21 protein-coding genes are annotated in these 22,015 nt (G+C 62.0%); 12 read left to right on the plus strand and 9 right to left on the minus strand.

What is annotated here, in order from left to right; genetic code table 11:
• Window positions 1-6 precede the first annotated feature (6 nt).
• The 5 genes from ABW22_RS10640 (at window position 7) to ABW22_RS10660 (ending at window position 5,914) form a co-directional block, all read left to right on the plus strand.
• Window positions 7-1,176, plus strand: coding sequence for an efflux RND transporter periplasmic adaptor subunit (locus ABW22_RS10640; protein WP_059756069.1), 1,170 nt, complete (start codon window positions 7-9; stop codon window positions 1,174-1,176).
• A gap of 124 nt (window positions 1,177-1,300) precedes the next feature.
• On the plus strand, window positions 1,301-2,494 hold the full coding sequence (locus ABW22_RS10645) for an ABC transporter permease (RefSeq protein ID WP_059756072.1): 1,194 nt from the start codon (window positions 1,301-1,303) through the stop codon (window positions 2,492-2,494).
• The gene (locus ABW22_RS10650; RefSeq protein ID WP_193393296.1) at window positions 2,487-3,209 is read left to right on the plus strand and encodes an ABC transporter ATP-binding protein; all 723 of its coding nucleotides are present in this window, start codon (window positions 2,487-2,489) and stop codon (window positions 3,207-3,209) included. Before ABW22_RS10645 ends, ABW22_RS10650 begins: the two co-directional genes overlap by 8 nt.
• Window positions 3,210-3,361: 152 nt before the next feature.
• The gene (locus ABW22_RS10655) at window positions 3,362-4,825 is read left to right on the plus strand and encodes an MBL fold metallo-hydrolase RNA specificity domain-containing protein (protein ID WP_059756074.1); all 1,464 of its coding nucleotides are present in this window, start codon (window positions 3,362-3,364) and stop codon (window positions 4,823-4,825) included.
• A gap of 9 nt (window positions 4,826-4,834) precedes the next feature.
• Entirely contained in the window at window positions 4,835-5,914 is a 1,080-nt protein-coding gene (locus ABW22_RS10660) for a phospholipase A (RefSeq protein WP_059756077.1), read from the plus strand.
• Between the two features lie 219 nt (window positions 5,915-6,133).
• Here ABW22_RS10660 and ABW22_RS10665 read toward each other — a convergent pair whose 3' ends face one another.
• The 3 genes from ABW22_RS10665 to ABW22_RS10675 are packed head-to-tail and all read right to left on the minus strand — an operon-like array spanning window position 6,134 to window position 8,625.
• A complete protein-coding gene (locus ABW22_RS10665; protein ID WP_059756080.1) occupies window positions 6,134-6,928 on the minus strand; it encodes a ferredoxin--NADP reductase in 795 nt (264 codons plus the stop codon).
• 15 nt (window positions 6,929-6,943) lie between these two features.
• Entirely contained in the window at window positions 6,944-7,876 is a 933-nt protein-coding gene (locus ABW22_RS10670) for an electron transfer flavoprotein subunit alpha/FixB family protein (RefSeq protein WP_059756084.1), read from the minus strand.
• Window positions 7,873-8,625 carry an electron transfer flavoprotein subunit beta/FixA family protein gene (locus ABW22_RS10675; protein ID WP_059756089.1) on the minus strand — a complete coding sequence of 251 codons (753 nt, stop codon included), beginning with the start codon at window positions 8,623-8,625 and terminating at the stop codon, window positions 7,873-7,875. Before ABW22_RS10675 ends, ABW22_RS10670 begins: the two co-directional genes overlap by 4 nt.
• A 73-nt stretch (window positions 8,626-8,698) precedes the next feature.
• Here ABW22_RS10675 and ABW22_RS10680 point away from each other — a divergent pair, with 73 nt between their 5' ends.
• Complete coding sequence (locus tag ABW22_RS10680) at window positions 8,699-10,348, plus strand: electron transfer flavoprotein-ubiquinone oxidoreductase (RefSeq protein WP_059756092.1); 1,650 nt, start codon at window positions 8,699-8,701, stop codon at window positions 10,346-10,348.
• Window positions 10,349-10,608: 260 nt separating this feature from the next.
• On the opposite strand, the gene ABW22_RS10685 is transcribed toward ABW22_RS10680, so the two are convergent.
• A complete protein-coding gene (locus tag ABW22_RS10685; protein WP_082708720.1) occupies window positions 10,609-11,463 on the minus strand; it encodes a S1 family peptidase in 855 nt (284 codons plus the stop codon).
• Window positions 11,464-11,477: 14 nt separating this feature from the next.
• Here ABW22_RS10685 and ABW22_RS10690 point away from each other — a divergent pair, with 14 nt between their 5' ends.
• The 6 genes from ABW22_RS10690 (at window position 11,478) to ABW22_RS10715 (ending at window position 17,533) form a co-directional block, all read left to right on the plus strand.
• Window positions 11,478-12,758: a nucleotide sugar dehydrogenase gene (locus ABW22_RS10690; protein ID WP_059756095.1), complete on the plus strand. Its 1,281-nt coding sequence runs from the start codon at window positions 11,478-11,480 to the stop codon at window positions 12,756-12,758.
• Complete coding sequence (locus ABW22_RS10695; protein ID WP_059756098.1) at window positions 12,758-13,798, plus strand: NAD-dependent epimerase/dehydratase family protein; 1,041 nt, start codon at window positions 12,758-12,760, stop codon at window positions 13,796-13,798. The genes ABW22_RS10690 and ABW22_RS10695 overlap by 1 nt, the downstream gene beginning before the upstream one ends.
• Before the next feature lies 1 nt (window position 13,799).
• Window positions 13,800-15,488 (plus strand): HDOD domain-containing protein, encoded by a 1,689-nt coding sequence (locus ABW22_RS10700; protein WP_237763307.1) that lies wholly within the window; start codon window positions 13,800-13,802, stop codon window positions 15,486-15,488.
• Window positions 15,489-15,592: 104 nt separating this feature from the next.
• Window positions 15,593-17,128 (plus strand): D-alanyl-D-alanine carboxypeptidase/D-alanyl-D-alanine-endopeptidase, encoded by a 1,536-nt coding sequence (gene dacB, locus ABW22_RS10705; protein ID WP_237763308.1) that lies wholly within the window; start codon window positions 15,593-15,595, stop codon window positions 17,126-17,128.
• Window positions 17,125-17,343 carry a hypothetical protein gene (locus ABW22_RS10710; RefSeq protein WP_157648600.1) on the plus strand — a complete coding sequence of 73 codons (219 nt, stop codon included), beginning with the start codon at window positions 17,125-17,127 and terminating at the stop codon, window positions 17,341-17,343. Before dacB ends, ABW22_RS10710 begins: the two co-directional genes overlap by 4 nt.
• Window positions 17,330-17,533, plus strand: a complete 204-nt coding sequence (locus ABW22_RS10715; RefSeq protein WP_059756108.1) for a hypothetical protein — start codon at window positions 17,330-17,332, stop codon at window positions 17,531-17,533. Before ABW22_RS10710 ends, ABW22_RS10715 begins: the two co-directional genes overlap by 14 nt.
• A gap of 18 nt (window positions 17,534-17,551) precedes the next feature.
• Here ABW22_RS10715 and ABW22_RS10720 read toward each other — a convergent pair whose 3' ends face one another.
• The 5 genes from ABW22_RS10720 to ABW22_RS10740 all read right to left on the minus strand — a co-directional run.
• Complete coding sequence (locus ABW22_RS10720) at window positions 17,552-18,094, minus strand: glycine zipper 2TM domain-containing protein (protein WP_059756110.1); 543 nt, start codon at window positions 18,092-18,094, stop codon at window positions 17,552-17,554.
• 109 nt (window positions 18,095-18,203) lie between these two features.
• The gene (locus ABW22_RS10725; protein WP_237763309.1) at window positions 18,204-18,578 is read right to left on the minus strand and encodes a phosphoribosyltransferase family protein; all 375 of its coding nucleotides are present in this window, start codon (window positions 18,576-18,578) and stop codon (window positions 18,204-18,206) included.
• Window positions 18,579-18,796: 218 nt separating this feature from the next.
• Window positions 18,797-20,029, minus strand: coding sequence for an EAL and HDOD domain-containing protein (locus ABW22_RS10730; protein WP_059756113.1), 1,233 nt, complete (start codon window positions 20,027-20,029; stop codon window positions 18,797-18,799).
• A gap of 2 nt (window positions 20,030-20,031) precedes the next feature.
• The gene (gene ubiD / locus ABW22_RS10735; RefSeq protein WP_059756116.1) at window positions 20,032-21,495 is read right to left on the minus strand and encodes a 4-hydroxy-3-polyprenylbenzoate decarboxylase; all 1,464 of its coding nucleotides are present in this window, start codon (window positions 21,493-21,495) and stop codon (window positions 20,032-20,034) included.
• A 45-nt stretch (window positions 21,496-21,540) separates the two neighbouring features.
• Window positions 21,541-22,015, minus strand: a 475-nt coding sequence (locus ABW22_RS10740) for a BON domain-containing protein (protein WP_059756118.1), incomplete at its 5' end; no start/stop codon positions are given.

Consider the following 22,015-nt stretch of genomic DNA (forward strand, 5'->3'; position numbering starts at 1 on the left):
TCTGCGATGAAACTCAGCCAACGCAGTTTAATCCTGGCCATCGGTGCGCTGGCATTTTTGGCCGCCTTTGTCTGGCTGCTCGCCACGCGCGGGCCGCTGGCGCCGGTGGGGGTGGAAACCGCCACGGTCACGCGCGCCGATCTTAGCCCCAGCGTGTACGGCATCGGCACGGTGGAAGCGCAACACGCCTACTCGGTGGGGCCGATCCAGGCAGGCCGGGTGTTGCGGGTGTGGGTCGATCAGGGTGAGTTGGTGAAAGCCGGCCAGCTGCTGGCCGAAATCGATCCGGTGGATTTGCGCCAGCGTGCCGAAGCGGCGAGCAGCGCTGCCGCACGGGCGCGCCAGGCCGCACAGGCCGCACAGGCGCAGGTGACCGAGGCGGATAGCCGCGCGCGGCTGGCGCAGGCCAACAGTGAGCGTTACCAGGCGCTATACCGGCAGAATTTCGTCGCCAGGGAAATGGCCGACAGCCGCCGCCACGAAGCGTCCGCCGCAACGGCAGCACTGGCCGCGGCGCGCGCCAACGCCAGCGGGGCGCTGCGCGAGATCGGCCGCGCCGAGGCCGAATTGCGGGGCATTGACCAACTGCGCCAAAGTCTCAAATTGGTGAGCCCGATCGACGGTGTGGTGACGGCGCGCGAAGCCGAGCCGGGCGCTACCGTGGTCGCCGGTCAGGCCGTGCTGCGGCTGGTCGATCCGGCCCGTCTGTGGGTGCGTGCACGCGTCGATCAGGCGCGCGCGCAGGGCGTGCAGGCCGGGCAGGCGGCTGACATCGTGCTGCGCTCCGTACCGGGCGCGAGCTTGCCCGGAAAAGTGGTGCGGATCGACCTGCAAAGCGATGCAGTGACCGAGGAGCGCATCATCAACGTGGCCTTCGATCCCGCGCCGGCGCAGCTGTATCCGGGCGAACTGGCGGAAGTGACCATCCAGCTTCCCGGCGTGCGCGATGTGCTGACGGTGCCGCGCGCCGCGCTGGCGCAGGTCAGCGGCGAGGCGGGTGTGTGGCGGGTCGAGGCAGGCCGCGCGCGCTTCCAGCCGGTGCAGCCCGGCATGCAGACCGCAGAGCAGGTGCAGATCGTGTCGGGCCTTGCTGAAGGAAGCAGCGTCATCGTCTACAGCGCGAAACAGCTCGACGACGGCGTGCGGGTACGCGAACAGCGGCTGACGCCGCGATGACCCTAAAAACTACAATGCATTCACCACAGAGGCACAGAGACACGGAGAAACCCGTTAGCGCTTTGTGCCGCAACAACTGGTTTTTCCCTCTGTCCCTCTGTCCCTCTGTGGTGAAGAACTCAGGATGATCAATCTCGCGCGGCGCGACATCGCCCACCACCTGAAAAGCTATCTGCTGACCGGCCTCGGGCTCGGCTTGCTGATCGGGGTGACGCTGACCATGGCCGGGGTGTACCGCGGCATGGTCGACGACGCCAAGGTGCTGCTGCATGCAGTCGACGCCGACGTCTGGGTGGTGCAGCAGAACACCCTGGGTCCGTTTGCCGAACCGTCGAGTGTGCCGGACGACCTCTACCGTGCGCTGCTGGGGCTGGAAGGCGTGGCGCAGACCGGCAACGTCGCCTACCTCACCATGCAGGTGTCGCATCAGGGGAAATCCCAGCGCGTGATGGTCGCCGGCTTCGAGCCGGGCAAACCGGGCGGGCCGGCGTTTCTGGTCGCCGGCCGTCCCATCGCCCGCGCGCATTACGAGGCGGTGGCCGACGCCAAGACCGGATTTCAGGTCGGCGACGTGGTGCGCATCCGGCGCAACGACTACACCGTGGTGGGGCTGACCCGGCGCATGGTGTCGTCCGGCGGCGACCCGATGCTGTTCATTCCGCTGAAGGACGCGCAGGAAGCGCAGTTCCTGAAAGACAACGACGCCATCATCGAGGGCCGCAAGCGGCTTGCCGCCAACCCGGCGCTCAACCGCCCCGGCCAGCCCGGCGTGCTGGAAGCGGTGCAGGCAATCCAGGCTTCCAGCCACAAGGTCAACGCGGTGCTGCTGCGGCTGCAGCCGGGCTTTGATGCGCGTGCGCTGGCCGACACGATTGCGCGCTGGCAGCGCTATACGGCCTACACCAGCGACGACATGGAAGAGATTCTGGTGGCCAAACTGATCGCCACCGCGGCCAAACAGATCAGCCTGTTTCTGATCATCCTCGCGGTGGTGAGCGCGGCCATCGTCGCCTTCATCATCTACACGATGACGCTCGGCAAGATCAAGGAAATCGCCGTACTGAAGCTGATCGGCACCCAAAACCGCACCATCGCCGCGATGATCATGCAGGAAGCGCTGGGCCTCGGCGTGATCGGCTTTTTCGTCGGCAAGTTCGCCGCCACCCTGTGGGCGCCGGCTTTCCCCAAATACGTCCTGCTGGAAACCGGCGACGCCGCGCGCGCCTTCGTGCTGACTCTGGTGGTGTGCGCGCTGGCCTCGCTGCTGGCAATCCGCGCCGCGCTCAAGATCGACCCGGCGGAGGCGATCGGTGGCTGACGCTGTTCCAATCCAACCCGCGATCCTCATCGAGGGCATCACCAAGCGCTACGGCAGCGGCAGTGCCGCGGTCGATGCGCTGAAGGGCGTCGACATGACGGTCTATCCAGGCGAGGTGGTGGGGCTGATCGGACCGTCCGGCTCCGGCAAGTCCACGCTGCTGAAATGCCTGGGCGCGGTGATCGAGCCGACCGCCGGAAAATTCACCCTCGGCGGCGAAGTCATTTATGACAACGGCTGGAAAACCAGCGACCTGCGCGCGTTGCGCCGCGACCGCATCGGCTTCGTGTTCCAGGCGCCCTATCTGATTCCGTTTCTCGACGCCACCGACAACGTCGCGCTGCTGCCGATGCTGGCCGGCGTACCGAATCCCGAAGCACGCAAGATCGCGCTGGAAATGCTCAGCGCGCTCGACGTGCAGCACCGTGCGCAGGCGCGCATTGCCGAACTGTCGGGCGGCGAGCAGCAGCGGGTATCGATTGCGCGCGCGCTCGCCAACAAGCCGCCGATCATTCTGGCCGACGAACCGACCGCGCCGCTCGACAGCGAACGCGCACTCACCGTGGTGAAGATCCTCAACCGCCTGGCGCAGGAATTCCAGACCGCGATCATCGTCGTCACCCACGACGAAAAAATCATTCCCACCTTCAAACGCATTTACCATATCCGCGACGGCAAAACCTACGAAGAAGCAGGCGAGGGACGGGCAACATGAAGACAGGGGAAACCCTTGAACCACAGAGACACAGAGACACAGAGACACAGAGGTAAAACAAGACATTCCTGCACGTGGCGCATTCAACATGCCGGTGTCGCCGGGCCTGGCTTTTCTCTGTGCCTCTGTGCCTCTGTGGTGAGGAATTCAAGATGAAACTGACCTTTCTCGGCGCGGCGCGCGAAGTAACCGGCTCCAGCTATCTGGTGGAAGCCGACGGCGTGCGCTTTCTGGTTGACTGCGGCATGTTCCAGGGCGGCCGCGAGACGCGCGCCAAGAACCAGCGCGCCTTCGCCTTCGATCCGCGCACGATCGATTTCGTCATTCTCACCCATGCCCACATCGACCACTCCGGCCTGCTGCCACGACTGGTGGCGATGGGGTTCAGGGGCGCGATCCACACCACCCGCGCCACCTGCGATTTGCTGGCGGTGATGCTGCCGGACTCCGCGCACATCCAGGAAAAGGAAGCCGAATACGCCAACCTCAACCGCTTCCGCAAGGACATGGACCGGCGCGACAAGGCGCGCAGAGTGCTGCGTGATAACGCAGCGCCATTCGAGGCTGCGCCACCGCGCGACACGGCGCCGCTGTATACCGTGGCGCAGGCGCAGGCCTCGTTGAAGCAGCTGAATCCGGTCGACTACGACCTGGAAATCGCGCCACATCTGCGGGTGCGCTGCACCTTCCGCGACGCCGGCCACATTCTCGGCTCGGCGATCGTCGAGGTGTGGGTGGGCGAAGGCGAGCGCCGCCGCAAGATCGTGTTTTCCGGCGACCTCGGCCAGCCCGCGCGGCCGCTGCTGCGCGACCCCACGCACATCCAGGATGCCGACTATCTGGTGGTCGAATCGACCTACGGCAACCGTGACCACAAGAGCATGGAAGCGACGCAGGACGAACTAGTGGAGGCGATCAACGACACCATCGAGAGGAAGGGCGGCAACGTCATCATTCCCGCCTTCGCCGTGGGCCGCACCCAGGACATGCTCTATCTGCTGGCCGACCTGACCCGGCAGGGGCGCATCCCCAAACTCACGGTATTCGTCGATTCGCCGATGGCGACCGCCGCTACCGAAATCACCTACAAGCACATGGAACTGCTGGACGCTGAAACCCACGCGTTGATGGGCAAGCACGGCGGCGCGGCGCATTTTCGCAAGCTCAATTTTGTTGAGGACGTAGAAGAATCAAAGGCGCTTGACCGCATCACCGGCGGAGCCGTCATCATATCGGCCAGCGGCATGTGCGAGGCCGGGCGCATCAAGTTCCACCTGCGCGCCAATCTGGCACGCCGCGAATCGACCATCCTCATCACCGGTTTTCAGGCCGCCGGCACCTTCGGCCGCCGTCTGGTCGACGGCGCCAAGCGCGTGCGCCTGCTCGGCGAGGACATCCCGGTGCGCGCCGACCTCTATACCCTGGGCGGCCTGTCGGCGCATGCCGACCGCAGCGCGCTGCTCGCCTGGCTGGGCCACTTCCGCAGCAAGCCGCGCCAGGTGTTCGTGGTGCACGGCGAGGAGACGGTGGCGACCGGCTTTGCTGAAGACCTGCGGACGCAGTTCGGCTGGGACGCGATGGCCCCGGCGCCGGGCCACAGCGTCATTCTGGACTAGAAGGCAAAAATGGCTAACAAACACTATTCGCCCGGACGCATCCTGTTGGCCCTGTTGGGCGCCGGTCTGCTGAATCATGGGCAGGCTGCCTCGATTGCCGACTGGGAGGGCTGCAGTTCGATCCCGGCAGATGTCGATCGCCTGGCGTGCTACGACCGCGTGTCCGGGCGTTCGCAGCCGGAGCCCGAGGCGGCATCCGTCCCGACGGCCGACGCCAGGGCCGATGTGCTGCCTGGGCTGCCCCCCGTGGCGGCGCAGCAGATCCCAGTCGAACCCGAGCCCGAACTGCTGTCGGCGCTGTCGCGCCACTGGGAGCTCGATGACGAAGCCAAGCAGGGCGCCTTCCTGTTCAGGCCCCACCGCCCCAATTATTTCCTGCCGATCAAATACAGCAATTCGCCCAACAACACCCCATTTCAGGATACGTTTGCCCAGCCCGACCTGGGACTCGACCCGGTCGAGGCCGAATTGCAGCTGAGCTTCAAGATCAAGGGAATGGAAGGCGTGTTCGGCCACGACAACCTCGACCTGTGGTTCGGCTACACGATTACTTCTTTCTGGCAGGCCTACAACGACACCATTTCCTCGCCGTTTCGCGAGACCAACTATGAACCGGAAGCGATGCTGGTGTTTCGCACGGATTACGAAATCGCCGGTTTCCGCGGCCGTTTCATCAACCTGGGGATGGTGCATCAGTCGAATGGCCGCAGCGAAGGGCTGTCGCGCAGCTGGAACCGCGTTTACGCCCAGTTCGGGTTAGAGCGCGACAATCTGTCGCTGCTGATCCGGCCCTGGTACCGGATCCCGGAACGCGATGAAGACGACAATCCCGACATCGAGGATTACCTGGGGCACGGCGACCTGCTGGCGGTCTATCGCAAGGGCCGCAACGCCTACTCGCTGCTGCTGCGCAACAACTTCAAGTCCACTGACAACCGCGGCGCGGTGAAACTCAACTGGAGCTTTCCGCTGTACGGACGGCTGAAGGGCTATGTGCAGTATTTCAACGGCTACGGCGAATCGCTGGTCGACTACGACCACAGCCAGCAATCGCTCGGTTTCGGGGTCAGCCTGACCGAAGGCATGTAGGCCAGGTTTGCTTGGATGTCCGGAATACCATGTGGAAACGGCCCCAGGATTCCTGCTGATTCAAAGCATGCGATGTCGAAAGCAGGCGTTAACGAGTGCTTTCGACCCAGAAGAGACAGTCGAGACATATTCAGCGGCGGACAGCGGCCGTCTGTAAACGGACACCATCTGGCCCAAGCTTTTTACTAGCTTCTTTGATTTGCTTTTATTTTAGGTTTCCTACTTTTCAACGAAAGCGCGTTCAATTACGTAGGCACCAGGTTCACCACTGCGCGGCGATATTTTTAAACCAAAATGATCGAGTATAAGCATGGTGTCTTTCAGCATTTGGGGGCTACCGCAAACCATGGCCCGATCCTTCTCGGGATCTAATGGCGGCAAGTCAATATCAGTGAATAATTTTCCGTTACCAATCAGATCGGTCAGGCGGCCCTGATTACGGAAGGGCTCACGCGTGACGGTGGGGTAATAAATCAATTTCTCGCGTACCTGTTCACCAAAAAATTCGTTTTGTGGAAGTTCTTTGGTGATGAAATCGGCATAGGCTAGTTCGCTAACTTGGCGAACGCCATGGACCAGTACTACCTTTTCAAAAAGTTCGTAAACTTCCGGATCCTGAATAAGGCTTATGAATGGCGCCATTCCTGTGCCGCTCGAAAGCAGGTAGAGGTTACGCCCAGGCAACAAATCCCGCACAACCAGTGTGCCTGTTGGCTTGCGGGAAATCAGCACCTCGTCACCCACCTTCAGGTGTTGCAAGCGCGAGGTCAGCGGGCCGTTTTGTACTTTAATGCTGAAAAATTCCAAGTGTTCTGCGTAATTGGGGCTGGCAATGCTGTATGCGCGCATCAGCGGTTTCCCGTCAATCAGTAAGCCGATCATGACAAACTGGCCATTTTCAAAGCGTAAGCCGGGGTCGCGTGTGGTTGTGAAACTGAATAATGTGTCGTTCCAGTGATGCACGCTCAAGACGCGTGCGCTTGTGGTATTGCTTGAGGGTTTTTCAGGAGACATGGCAGACTTTTATGTTCAGGGGAGGGCCGCAGTCAGGGCAGGAACGGCTTCGAACAGGTCTGCTACCAGACCATAATCCGCCATCTGGAAAATAGTGGCGTCGGGATCGTGATTGATGGCAACGACGATCTTGCTGTCTTGCATGCCCGCTGTGTGTTGCACGGCGCCGGATATGCCAACCGCGATATAAAGCTCGGGTGCAACCACAGTGCCCGTTTGTCCTATCTGGATATCGTTGGGCGCAAATCCGGCATCCACTGCGGAACGGGTGGCCCCCAGTGCGCTATGGAGTTTGTCCGCCAGTGGTGCCAGCACAGATTCAAAGTTTTCTGCACTACCCAACGAACGTCCACCTGAAACCACAACGCTCGCTGAACCCAGCTCAGGTCGATCAGACTGGTTACGCATTTCACTCAGCCAGCGTGTTTTACCTGAGGCAGGTGGTGGTGCGAGGTTGACGATTTCAGCGTTATTGCCTGTAGAGGCCATATCAAACCGGCTGGCGCGCAGCGTGACCACCTGAATCGGGTCATTGCTGCGCACGGTCGCAAAGACATTGCCGACGTAGATTGGTCGCACATAGGTTGCAGGTGCCTGTATTTCAACAACATTGCTAACCATTGCCACATCCAGAAGTGCCGCAGCACGCGGTAATATATTCCTGCCAAAGGCGCTATGCGCAGCCAGAATCACAGAATATTCGCGGCCCATACCTGCAATAATATTGGCGACGTCTTCGGCGAGCGGGTGTTGCAGATGCAGAGCCTCAACACACATCACGCAAGCAACGCCGGTGATGGCTGCAGCGCTCTGGGCTGCAGCAGCGAGGTCGTTGCCAACCAGTAACACATGCACAGTCTGTTTCCAGCATTGCGCTGCGCTGACTAGTTGGGCAACAGAGGGCTTCAGCTTCTGATTTTCATGTTCGGCCAGAATCAATACATTCATGGCAACACCCTCGCTTCAGAGCGTAATTTTTCAACCAGCTCCTGCACGTTGTTGACCATGGCACATGCTTTGCGAACAGGGGGGTCTGCAACTTTGACCAAGGCCAGTCTTGGCGATACATCAATTCCGAATTCTGCTGCACTGATGGTCTGTATCGGTTTTTTCTTGGCCATCATCAGATTGGGAAGTTTCACATAACGCGGTTCATTGAGCCGCAGGTCGGCAGTCAATACAGCAGGCAATGCCACCGCAATCGTTTCGGTGCCGCCTTCTACTTCGCGGGTGACTACGGCTTCGCCATTTTCTATGTTCAGTGTGGAAATAAATGTGCCTTGCCCGTAGTCCAGTAGCGCAGCCAACATCTGGCCTGTCTGGCCAGTATCGTCATCGATTGATTGCTTGCCGAGAAGTACCAGGCCGGGTTGTTCGCGTTCAACCAATATCTTGAGCAATTTGGCCACACCCAAAGGCTGTAATACATCACCACTCTCCAGCAGAATGGCTCGATCCGCACCCATGGCCAGAGCATGTCGCAATACATCCTGTGCGGCTGTTGTGCCTACTGTTACTGCAACAACCTCGGTTGCCACACCGCTTTCTTTTAGCCGCATGGCTGCTTCCATGGCATTTTCATCAAAAGGATTGATGCTCATACGGGCTCCGGCCAATTCCACATTGGAGCCATCAGGCTTGATATGTACTTTGATGTTGTGATCTACAACCCTTTTTACTGCCACCAATAACTTCATTTAAGCCACCATACGGCACTTCCAGAGGACATATTATAATGTCATGAATTGTTAATGTAACGGTGCTCCTGATATGTCGCGGGATGTCATGTCGTATGACGTGTTGATTGTCGGTGCTGGTCCAGCCGGGCTTGCGGCGGCGCTGCGCTTGAAACAGTGTGCGCAGAAAACCGGACAGGAGATCAGTGTTTGCGTGTTGGAAAAAGGCGCACAGGTTGGGGCGCATATTCTTTCCGGTGCGGTGATTGATCCCGCTTCATTGAATGAGTTGATTCCTGACTGGAGTGTGCTGGGAGCACCGCTGACTACGCCAGTAAGCAAAGACGAATTTCTTGTGCTGGGTGAACGGGGTGCCTGGCGCATACCGGTTGCTTTATTGCCGCCATTGATGGCCAATCATGGGGCTTACATCACCAGCCTGGGCGAGTTTTGCCAATGGCTGGGGAGTCAGGCAGAAGCAGCAGGAGTGGAAATCTATGCGGGTTACGCCGCGCAGGAAATCCTGTATGGCGAACAGGGCGAGGTTGCAGGTGTCATAACCGGCGACATGGGGCGTACCGCAAACGGCGAGGAAGGCCCGCAATTTGCGCCGGGTATTGAAATTCACGCCCGTTATACGCTCATCGCCGAAGGTGCACGCGGCTCGCTTACCCGCGACCTGGAACAGCGGTTTCAACTTCGCAAAAATTCGTCGCCACAAAAGTACGGCCTCGGGATCAAGGAGGTCTGGCGGGTTGCGGCGGAGAAGCATCGCCCCGGGCTGGTGCAACACAGTCTTGGCTGGCCGCTTGCCTCGGACACGGGGGGCGGCTCGTTTATTTACCATTATGGCGATGGCCTGGTCTCGATCGGCTTTGTGGTTCACCTCGATTACGCCAACCCACACCTGTCACCCTTCGACGAGTTTCAGCGATTCAAAACACATCCGGCCATTCGTCCGCTGCTTGAAGGCGGCAAGCGTTTGTCATATGGCGCACGCGCCATCACCGAAGGCGGTTTGCAATCCTGGCCTGAACTGGTATTTCCTGGCGGAGCGTTGATCGGATGTAGTGCCGGGATGGTCAATGTGCCGCGCATCAAGGGCATTCATAATGCGATGAAATCCGGGATGCTGGCAGCCGAAGCCGTGATGTCCGCTCTGGCAGCGAATCGCGGCCATGATTGTCTCAGTGAATACCCGACCGCACTGCGCAACTCAAAAGTCTGGCGTGACTTGCATGCCGTGCGTAACGTCAAGCCGATGCTATCCCGTTTCGGAACTGTCATCGGCACGCTGTTTGGCGGGGTTGAAATGTGGCTGGCCGCTGCCGGGGTGCGATTGCCCTGGACATTGCGTCATCAGCAGGCTGACCATGAGTGCACACGTCCTGCATCGGAAATGCCGAAAATAGACTACCCAAATCCGGATGGAAAAATCAGCTTCGACAAGCTTGGCTCCGTCGCGCTCAGCAATATCACACATGATCGCGATCAGCCCTGCCACTTGCACCTGCTTGATAAAACAGAATCCGTTTCCATCAGCATAGAAAAATTCGACGCGCCGGAACAACGTTACTGCCCTGCTGGGGTTTACGAACTAGTTGTCACAGATGAAAAGCGCCATCTGCAAATCAATGCACAAAACTGCATTCATTGCAAAACCTGCGATATTAAGGATGCCCTGCAGAACATTGTGTGGAAACCACCGGAAGGTGGCAGCGGACCAGTGTATTCCGCAATGTAGTGGGGCCTAAAAGCAAAGCGGCCTACTCTCTAAATTTGCGGCAACTTGAAATGTTTCACGATTAAAACCAGATGGCATCCATTTGCAGATGGCTGCTGTCTGCCACTGAACAGGCTTTCGACGGCCATGCCTCCATCGTCTCTTCCTGGCCGGTTGCCGCCATTGGCGTTTGCAACTGTTTCTGCGCGTGCCCCCGGTCTTCGTTGCCAATTCCCAATGAGAAAGAATCTTGGTTTCAACAATTGATTCCAGATGCCCGTTTATTTTGCCTCCGGCAGCGCCTGCTCCAGCAGCCGGTGCACGTACTTCACCGGGATGGCGTAGCTGATCCCGCTCGGCGCCGAGAGCGCAGCTTCCTTGGCGCCCTTCACGTACACCGAATTGACCACCCCCAGCACCTCGCCGGTATCCGGCTGCCACACCGGGCTGCCACTGTTGCCGGGGTAGGCGACGGCGTCAAGCTCGAACACCTCATACGCGTCTTTTGCCTGTTTCAGCGTGCGCACGGTCAGTTGCGAGGCGCTGGGGAGCGGCGTGAAGATGGGAATGATGGCGGCCAGCCCGGCGCGATGGGTGGACGGATTGAGCCCCAGCACCGAGCCGATCGGATAGCCGGTGAAATACAGCTGCCAGCCCTCGCGCACCCGGCTCGAGTCGCCCAGCTTCAGTGCGGGAAGCGGGTCCCCCTCGATCTTCAGCAGCGCCAGGTCGCGTGCTTTGTCGGTGGCGATCAGCTTGGCGGGGCGCACCGTCATCTGGCGGTCGCGCCCGAGGAACACGGCGTGGGTTTCGTTTTTTTCGCTGTCGAGCGGCTTGGTGAAAATATGCGCGCACGACACGATGTAGGTGCCGTCCAGCACCGCAAAGCCGGTGCCCTGCAGGTTGGCGCGCGGGCTGCCGATAGGGTTGAAGATGCCGACGCCGACCACGCCCGGCTTCACGGATTGCAGCGTATCGGCGACGTCGGCGTGGGCGGGCAGGGCCGCCACGAGCAGGATCAGCGTCCAACGGGTACGCAGCTTGCTGAGCCATGAAGCGGCCAGTCGCCAGACAGGATCGGGAAGCGTCACGCAAATTCGATACAATCCGGGCGACAGTAAAGACTTTCTATTCATAGGGGAATCCAGGTATGAGCGTTGTTGCGGTTGTCGGGCTGGGCTACGTGGGCCTGCCGTTGGCGGTGGAATTCGGCAAGAAAATGACCACCATCGGGTATGACCTTTCGCTTGAAAAAATCGAGGCTTACCGTCGATTCTGCGACCCCACCGGCGAGGTTTCGGCGGATGACCTCGAGGCCGCGACGCAGCTGACGGTCACCAGCGATCCCGCCGATCTGGCGAAGGCCGACTTCATCATCATCGCCGTGCCGACCCCGGTCGATGCGGCGCATATCCCGGATTTTTCGCCGCTGGTGGGCTCTTCCACCACTGTAGGCCAATACATGAAGAAGGGCGCGACCGTGGTGTATGAATCCACAGTCTACCCCGGCGCCACCGAAGAGGTCTGCATCCCGATCCTGGAAAAGCAGTCCGGCATGAAGTGGCTGCAGGACTTCCACGTCGGCTACTCGCCCGAGCGCGTCAACCCCGGCGACAAGGAACGCACCATCACCAAGATCGTGAAAGTGGTGTCGGGCGATGACGCCGCCACCCTGGACAAGGTGGCTGAACTGTATGGCAGCGTGATCACCGCCGGCGTGCACCGCGCCAGCTCGATCAAGGTGGCCGAGGCCGCCAAGGTGATCGAGAACACCCAGCGCGACCTCAACATCGCGCTGATGAACGAGCTCTCGCTGATCTTCCACCGCCTCGGCATCGATACGCTGGAAGTGCTGAAGGCGGCCGGCACCAAGTGGAACTTCCTGCCCTTTCGCCCCGGTCTGGTCGGCGGCCACTGCATCGGCGTCGATCCCTACTACCTCACCCACAAGGCCGACATGCTGGGCTATCACCCGCAGGTGATCCTCGCCGGCCGTCGCATCAACGACGGCATGGGCGCTTATGTGGCGCAGGAAACGGTGAAGAACATGATCGCCAACGGCGTGCAGGTGAAGGGTGCCAAGGTCAACGTGCTCGGCCTCACCTTCAAGGAAAACTGCCCGGATCTGCGCAACTCCAAGGTGGTCGACGTCATCCGCGAACTGCAGTCCTTCGGCTGCGACGTGCATGTGAACGATCCGCTCGGTGAATCGAGGGAAGCCGAGCACGAATACGGCATCAGCCTCACCGCGTGGGACGACTTGCCCGAGTGCGACGCCATCGTCGCCGCCGTTTCGCACACGGCGTATCTCGATAAATCCTTTGCTGAACTTACCGCCAAACTGAAAAAAGGCGGCGCCTTCACCGACGTCAAATCGGCCTACGACCCGGCCGCGGTGAATGCGGCGGGCTTCACGCTCTGGAGGCTGTGATGACCGCGTTCGACGCGCTGAAAACGCAGCTTCGTGCCGAGCCCAAGACCTGGCTCATCACCGGCGCTGCCGGCTTCATTGGCTGCAACCTGGTCGAAGCCCTGCTGCTGCTCGACCAGCGCGTCGTCGGCCTCGACAATTTCGCCACCGGCCACGAAAAAAACCTGGCGCAGGTGCTGGCCAGCGTCGGCCCCGAGCGCTGGGAAAACTTCAGCTTCAAGCGTGGCGACATCCGCGACCTCATCACCTGCCACGCTGTCTGCAAGGACATCGATTACGTGTTGCATCAGGCCGCGCTCGGCTCGGTGCCGCGCTCGCTGGAAGACCCGCTGTCGACCCATGCCGCCAACAACACCGGCTTCCTCAACATGCTGGTGGCCGCACGCGATGCCAAGGTCAGGCGCTTCGTTTACGCCGCGTCGAGTTCCACCTACGGCGACCACCCGGGCCTGCCCAAGGTCGAGGACGTCATCGGCAAGCCGCTGTCGCCCTACGCGGTGACCAAGCTGGTGAACGAGCTGTATGCCGACGTGTTTGGCCGCTGCTACGGCATGGAGTCGATCGGCCTGCGCTACTTCAACATCTTCGGCCGCCGCCAGGACCCCAACGGCGCCTACGCTGCCGTGGTGCCGAAGTGGGTCGCCAGCATGATCCACAACGAGCCGGTGTACATCAACGGCGACGGCGAAACCAGCCGCGACTTCTGCTACATCGACAACGTCATCCAGGCCAACCTGCTCGCCGCCACCAGCCAGCATCCAGAGGCCGCCAACCAGGTCTACAACGTCGCCGTCGGCGACCGCACCACGCTCAACCAGCTGTTCGAGGCCATCCGTTCATTGCTAGTGCCGAAGTATCCCCACCTGGCCGACTTCAAGCCGGTCTACCGCGACTTCCGCGCCGGCGACGTGCGCCATTCGCTGGCCGACATTTCCAAGGCCCGCACCCGCCTGGGGTACGAACCCACCCACCGCATCGGCGAGGGCCTGGCGGAGGGGATGGACTGGTACGTGCGGGATCTGGGCGAGCAGCCTGTCTGACTTGAAGAATCGAAGCGAAAAGCCGGCTGGGCGCGGGCAGGTTTTGAACGAACACGCACCGCTCGATCCGGCCGCCGAGGCCAGGGAGGGTGCGCTGGATGTCCTGCTGCGGCGCATGCGGACCGAGAGCGATTTCCCCGCCTTGTCCGAGGCCATCGGCGACATCAACCGCATCGCTTCCTCCGACCGCGAGGGGGTCAACGAACTCTCCAACAACATCCTCAAGGACTTTGCGCTGACCAACAAGCTGTTGAAGCTGGCCAACGTCGCGTTCTACAACCAGGTCGGCGGCGGCTCGATCAGCACCATTTCGCGCGCGGTGGTGATTCTCGGTTTCGACGCGGTACGGTCGATCGCGCTGAGCCTGATCCTGTTCGACAACCTGGAAAACAAGGCGCACGCGCAGCAGCTGAAGGAGGAGTTCGTCAAGGTGCTGTACGCCGGGATGCTGGCGCGCGAAATGGCGGGCAAGGCGCAGCTGAGGGATGTGGAGGAGGCGTTCATCGGCGCCATGCTGCACAAGCTGGGACGCATGCTGACCCTGTTTTATTTCCCCGCTGAAACCGAAGCGATCAATCAGCTTGTTGAGACCGAGGGGCTGAACGATGCCAGGGCATCGATCCAGGTGCTGGGGCTGTCGTACGAGAATCTGGGGATGGGCATCGCCCGCAACTGGGGATTTCCGGATCAGCTGGTGTTGAGCATGAAGCAACTCCCGGCCGGGAAGGTCAGGAAATGCGCGAGCAACGCTGAACGGCTGTGCGCGCTGGCGGGATTTTCCAACGAATTGTGCGACATTGTGCTCGGTACGTCGGATGCGGATCGCGGCAAGGCACTGGCCGCGCTCACAGCGCGTTACGGCGACAGCGTGCCCGTGACGGTGGAGCAGATTTCCGGCCTGATGGAACAGTCGATGCGGGACATCGCGCCGTTCGCCATGGCGGTGAATGTGAACCTGAGGCAAAGCGCCTTTGCGCAGGAGGCATCGAAATGGGCAGGCATGGCCGCAGCACCGGGCGCGGCGCCCGCGGCCACGCCGCCTGCAGCGGACGCATTGGCGGGGGCGGAACCCGATGCCCCGAGCTTGCTGGAAGCGACCGCGCTGCACGAACACGCGGCCATTCTCGATGCCGCACCCGGCGAAGCCGGCGGCCAGCCGCAGCGCACCACCGAGGCGGTCCAGTCCGTCCTGACTGCGGGCCTGCAGGACGTCAGCAACTCGCTGATCGACGACAACATGTCCGTCAACGATATTTTGCGCATGATCCTGGAAGCCATGTACACCGGCATGGGCTTCGCGCATGTGGTGCTGTGCATCAAGGATGGCCGCCATAACACGATGTGCGGCAAGTTCGGTTTTGGCGACGGCGTGCAGAGCCTGATCAAGGCCTTTGATTTTCCCCTGGCGGCGCAGCCCGATGTGTTCCTCGTCGCGCTGCAGAACAATGCCGACATCTTCATCACCGACATCGACGATCCGAAAATCGCGACGCGGATTCCGGCATGGTACCGGCAGCACGTATCGGCGCGCACTTTCGTGCTATTCCCGATCATCGTCAGAGGCAAGCCGATCGGTTTGATCTACGCCGCCCGCCCGCAGCCCGGCGACATCACGATCCCCGAGAAAGAACTTTCGCTGCTCAAATCGCTGCGCAATCAGGCCGTGCTCGCCATCAGGCAGTCTCTCTGACGGCTGCCGACAAACCCCGCACCGGAATTCGGCATAATGGCATGATGCCGTCTGCCCGAATCGCCTCCCGCCTTCTCGCTGGCCTGCTGCTCGCAGGCCTTGTCGTGTCTGCCCATGCTGCCGGGCTGCCCGCCGTCTTCACCGATGCTTTGAAGCAGGCCGGGATTCCGCTCGATCATGTGGCGGTGGTGGTGCAGCCGCTGGATGCAGCGGCACCTGTGCTTAGCCACAACGCCGAGGCGGCGCTGAACCCGGCCTCGGTGATGAAGCTGGTCACCAGCTTTGCGGCGCTCAACCAGCTCGGGCCCGGCTACGTGTGGACGACCGATGTCTGGGCGAATGGCACGGTCGAGGACGGCGTGCTGCACGGCGACCTCGTCATCAAGGGCCATGGCGACCCCACCTTGACGCTGGAGCGGATGTGGCTGCTACAGCGCGAATTGCGCGCGCGCGGGGTGCGCCACATCCGCGGCAATCTGGTGCTCGACCTCAGCCATTTCGAGCTATTGGCGATCGATCCCGGTGCCTTCGACGGCGAGCCGTTTGCCCTGTACAACGCCGCGCCGGGCGCGCTGGTGGCCAACTTCAGCGCGATGACACTGCGCCTGAAGCCGGACGGTGAGCAGGTGCTGATCGTGCCGGACATCGCGCTGCCGGGGCTGACGCTGACCTCGCGCCTGGTGCTGACCGACGGTGCGGAATGCAATGGCTGGAAGGATGCGCTCACGCCGGCCCTGCCCGACCCCGAACGCCTTGAACTGGTGGTGAGCGGGCGCTACGCGCGCGGCTGCGGCGAGCAGGCGTGGTCGCTCAGCCTGTTCGAGCCGGCCGCAACCTTCGATTTCGTTTTTCGCGGACTGTGGGCGGAGTCGGGCGGCACGCTGACCGGCGCGACGGTGGCGGGCCGGGCGCCGCAATCCGAGCCGCTGCTGAAATTTTCCTCGGTGCCGCTGACCGAAGCCCTTATCCGCCTCAATAAATATTCCAACAACTTAATGACGCGCAACCTGTTCCTGACGCTGGGCGCGGAAAAAGAGGGGGCACCGGCGACGCTGGAAAAAGGCGCGCGTGCGGTGCGCGTCGTGCTGACGCAGCGCGGGGTGTCCACCCGCAAGCTGGTGCTGGAAAACGGCGCCGGCCTGTCGCGCATCGAGCGCATCAGTGCGGATGCGCTGAACCAGTTGCTGCGCGCCGCCTACAACAGCCCGCTGTTCGCCGAGTTCCAGTCGGCACTGCCCATCGTCGCCAGTGACGGCACCCTGAAGCGGCGTTTCAACGGCAGCCCGCTCAGTGGCAATGCGCACCTGAAAACCGGCACCCTGCGCGACGTCAGCGCGTTGGCCGGCTATGTGTACACCGTGAATGGCCAGCGCGTCAGCTTCGTCATGCTGGTCAATCACGCCAACGCGCGCCGCAGCGAGGCGGCGCAGCGCGCCCTGCTGGAGTGGGTGCATACGACTCCACACGGGCTTCAGCCCGTAGTGGATCGGAGTCCTTTAGGGCATACGACTCCACACGGACTTCTACCCTTAAAGGCACAAGAGCCCGTAGTGGATCGGAGTACCTCGCAAGAGGGTATTGAAAAGAATCCTATAGGGCAGGCCGGCGCGATGCCGGCAGATGAAGGGGCGTCGCGATGAATCCCGGCTGTCGCGTGATGGGCCTGTTTCTGGTGCTGCTGGCGCTGTTCCAGGCGCTGCCGGTGGCGGTGGCGGCCTGGCAGGCCCGACAATGGCCGGACACGCTATCGGAATGGATCCGGCTGGCGTTGCTGCCGGGCGCACTGTGGCTGTATCTGCGCTACTTCAGCATCCTTGGTTGCCGCCAGTGCGGGGACGACGATGACGTTCGATAAGCTGCCCGGCTGGGTGAGGTGGCTGGCGCAGGACGAGGATGGAACATGGTGGGGCTATGAAGCCGAGCCCAACAAGCAGGATTACGGCTGGTACGAAAACGAAGTGGGGCGCATCGTGCGGCTGGGCCAGACCACGCCGCCAGCCGACTGGGAGGCGACGCTATCTGCATGGCCTCCCCAAACGGGATGACTGCGAGGTCTGACGCGCTTAGGGCGCAGCAGGCGCGTCCAGCTGCAGCTGTCCGTTCTTCACCGCGATGCGCGCGCCGGGCTGATGGTCCATGCGCACCTGGCCTTCTTCCTCGCCCAGGCGGTAGCGTACGTCGTAGCCGATGGTTTGGGTGTGCGATTCGTAGACGGTTTTGCAGCGCCTCTCGGTGCGGCTGACGGTGTTCTTTTCCTGCATGTTCTTCTGTACCCGGTTGCCGGCGTAGCCGCCGCCCGCCGCACCGGCGACGGTGGCCAGGGTGCGCCCGCTGCCGCCCCCCACCTGGCTGCCGAGCAGGCCGCCGGCCACCGCGCCGATCGCAGTGCCGGCGATGCGGTTGGGATCCTTGACCGGCGCCTGTTCGTTGACGGCCACGTCGTCGCATATCTCTTTGGGTGTTTTCGTGGTTTCGGTCACCGGCTTGGCGGCCAGCACTTCGGCAAATTCAGGCTCAGGATTGAGCGCCTTGTAGCCCGCCACGCCGCCAATCGCGGTTACGGCAATGGCCCCTGCTATCACGCCTGTCAACATCGATTTATTCATGATCTTTCCTTGAAGGTTTGGGGATGGCACACGTTCAACGCACTTGATAGTACAAGATGACACGGATTCTCTGCGCCCACAGCCAGCGTTGGGGAGCGGCCGGGAGCCGCTATTCGGGCTGCAGCAGGTCGATCCTGAAGCTGTCCCCGTAAGGCGGCACATTGCACTCGATGACATCCGAGGGCGCGACGTCCAGACGGACGCCGATGATGTCGGTGCGCACCGGCAATTTAGCCGCGCCGCGGTCCACCAGCACCACGGTGCGAATTTCGGCCGGCTGCCTGCATGCCAGATATTCCACCGCGCGCAGCATGGAATGCCCGCGATACATCACGTCGTCCACCACCAGCACGGAGCCCGCGAGATCGAGGCAGGCGTGGGTCGGGTTTTCTGTCAGCCGGGTTTCGGGATAGAGCAGCGTGAGATCGTCGGCATAGCGCTTGATCTGTGCAGATCCAGTCGCACGCAGTCCGTCAGCCCCCAAGTTTCCTGCAGCCGGGCGTGTAGCCGGTCGGCCAGGGGCGCGCCGCGCCGCAGGATGCCGACAATCGCAACCTGCGTGCGCCCCGTCAGCAGGCCCGCTGCCTGGCGGGCCATGTCGCTGACGATGACATCGAGCTGTGCGGGACTGTAGAGGCTGGTGCGCCTGCCCCGGGGTTTTTCGGTCATGTTGGTCATTCGTCTGCCGGATTCGGGAAGGGTTCAGGCCGTCGCTTCGGCAACCTGATTGGCCCAGGACATGGCCTCGATTTCGGCCGCCGTGAGGTCCGACAGCGAAAGCGTTCCGGATTGCGCCAGCAATGAAAGCGTGTGGCCCAGATTGGGATGCTCGACGCTTTCGACCAGTTGGAGCAAGGTGCCCAATTCGCCTTCGCGGCGCAACAGGGCGGCAGCCAGGCGCTCGTTCAGGTTGAGTTCGCCGACGATGTCGGCCAGCGGCTTGGCGATGAGGGTCTCGATCAGTGACAGGATTCCGGCCATAAAGGCCTCATCGCAATAATCCGCGTTGCGCTGTTGTTTCATCGCCAGCAGTTCCATCATCTTGCCACGCGTGGCGGCCAGCGCCAGCAGCGGGCTGGGATAGGCCGAGCCGGTTTGCAGGGTGAACAGCAACAGTTGCAGCCAGCGCTGCAACTGTTTGCGGCCCAGCACCATGAGTGCCTGCGAAACCGAGGCAATACTGCGCTGGGCGCCGATCGCCACCGAGTTCACCAGCCGGATCAGGTTGTAGGTCAGGTTGGGATGCTGCTTGAACACCTGTTCGATCTGCGCGGTTTCGGCGTCGCGCATCACCATCCCGAGCATCTGGATGAGCGCCATCTGGCTGGGGTCCGTGCGTTTGGCGGAAAGCACCGCGGGACGCGCGAAGAAATAGCCCTGGAACAGATCGAAGCCGAGCGCATGGCAATAGGCGGCCTGCTCGGCGCTGTCGACCTTTTCGGCCAGCAGCTTGACCGGCCATGGTTTCAGCTGGCTGACCGCCGCACGCAGTTCATCCTGGCTGTGCTGCAGCAAGTCGATTTTGACGATATCGACCAGCGCCAGCAGCGGCCGGTGGCTGTCGGTGAATAGAAAGTCGTCCAGCGCCAGCGTGAAGCCCTGCTGCTTGAGCGCGCGGCAACGCTCGACCACGGCGTCGGTGACGATGATGGTCTCGAGCAGTTCCAGCACAACCTGTGCCTTGGGCAGCAATTCCACCATGTCGGACAGCAGCATGTCGGCGCTGACGTTGATGAAGCCCAGTTGCGTGCCCAGCACGGTCTGCACGCCCATCTCGCTGAACGCGTGCTGGATCACACTGGCGGTCGCGTGCATGTCGTCGGTGACGGTCACGCAGGACGTGTCGGCTGTACGAAACAGCAGCTCGTAGGCGACGAGGCGCTGGTCGCGGTCGAGGATCGGCTGGCGGCCGAGGAAAATGTCCCGGGTCGCCATGCCTAAAGACCCAGGTCTTTCCACAGCGCGTCGACGCGCGCCTTCACTGCGGTATCCATCACGATCGGCGTGCCCCACTCGCGGCTGGTTTCACCCGGCCACTTGTTGGTGGCGTCGATGCCCATCTTGCTGCCCAGGCCCGATACCGGGCTGGCGAAGTCGAGATAGTCGATCGGCGTGTTTTCCACCAAGAGCGTGTCGCGCGCCGGATCGACGCGCGTGGTGAGCGCCCAGATGACTTCCTTCCAGTCGCGCACGTCGACGTCGTCGTCGGTCACCAGAATGAACTTGGTGTACATGAACTGGCGCAGAAAACTCCACACCCCGAACATCACGCGCTTGGCGTGGCCGGGGTAGGCCTTCTTCATGCTCACCACCGCCATGCGGTAGGAGCAGCCCTCGGGCGGCAGATAGAAATCGGTGATCTCGGGAAACTGCTTCTGCAGCAGCGGCACGAACACCTCGTTCAGTGCCACGCCGAGAATCGCCGGCTCGTCCGGCGGCTTGCCGGTGTAGGTGCTGTGGTAGATCGGGTCGCGCCGCATGGTGATGCGAAGGACGGTGAACACCGGGAAGGTTTCCTGCTCGTTGTAATAGCCGGTGTGGTCGCCATAGGGGCCTTCCAGCGCGGTTTCCCCGGGATGGATCACGCCTTCCAGCACGATCTCGGCCGAGGCCGGCACCTGCAGCTCGCTGCCGAGGCATTTCACCACTTCGGTCTTGGCGCCGCGCAACAGGCCGGCGAACTGGTATTCCGACAGCGAATCCGGCACCGGGGTGACTGCGCCGAGGATGGTCGCCGGGTCGGCGCCGAGCGCCACCGCCACCGGAAACGGTTCGCCCGGATGCGCCAGCGTGTGCTCGCGAAAATCCAGCGCGCCGCCGCGATGCGCCAGCCAGCGCATGATGAGCTTGTTCGGCGCGAGCACCTGCTGGCGGTAGATGCCGAGGTTCTGGCGTGTCTTGTGCGGGCCGCGGGTGACGGTCAGCCCCCAGGTGATCAGCGGCGCGACGTCGCCCGGCCAGCAGTGCTGGATCGGCAGGCGGCTCAAATCGACGTCAGAGCCCTCCCACACGATTTCCTGACACGGCGCGTGCTTCACTTCCTTCGGCGCCATGTTCAGCACCTGTTTCAGCACCGGCCACTTGTCCCAGGCGTCGCGCAGTCCTTTCGGCGGCTCGGGTTCCTTCAGGTAGGCCAGGAGCTTGCCGACTTCGCGCAGCCGCGACGGGTCGTCTTCGCCCATTCCCAGTGCCACGCGCCTGACTGTGCCGAACAGGTTCGCCAGCACCGGCATGGTGCCGCCCTTGGGGTTTTCGAACAGCAGCGCCGGGCCGCCTGCGCGCAGCACGCGATCGGCGATTTCGGTCATTTCCAGTTTGGGATCGACTTCGACGGCGATGCGTTTCAGCTCGCCCATTTTTTCGAGTTGTGCAATGAAATCGCGCAGGTCGCGGTAGATCATGGGCGACCAATCATGAGCAGGTACATTCGCAGGCGGCCCGCGGCATCAGTCGATGGTTTCGAACAGGGTGACGACCTTGGTCACGCCCGAGGAGGTGCGCGCGATCCCGGTGGCAATGTCGGCCTCGGCCTTGGTCACCAGCCCCATCAGGTAGACCACGCCGGATTCGGTCACCACCTTGATCTTGGTGCCGGGAACCTGTTCGTTGCGCAGCAGGCGGGTTTTGACGTTGCCGGTGATGGTGGTGTCGTTGGCCCGGGCGGTGAACGAGGTGACGCCGGAAATGCTGAGTTCGTTGAACACCGTGCGCACATCGGGGACACCCTTGACGACGTCGGTGGCGCGCGCGCGGGTGGGTTCGTCCGGCACCTGGCCGGTGAGCAGCACCTGGCGGTTGTAGCTGGTGACGGAGATTTTGCCGGTATTTTCCGGGAAGGCTTCGCCCAGGCGGCTCATCGCACGCAATTCGATTTCCTGGTCGCCGACATACACGCCGGCGGTACGGCGGTCGAGCGCAACC

It is taken from the genome of Thiobacillus denitrificans (assembly GCF_001530125.1).
In the GTDB taxonomy this organism is placed as follows: domain Bacteria; phylum Pseudomonadota; class Gammaproteobacteria; order Burkholderiales; family Thiobacillaceae; genus Thiobacillus; species Thiobacillus denitrificans_C.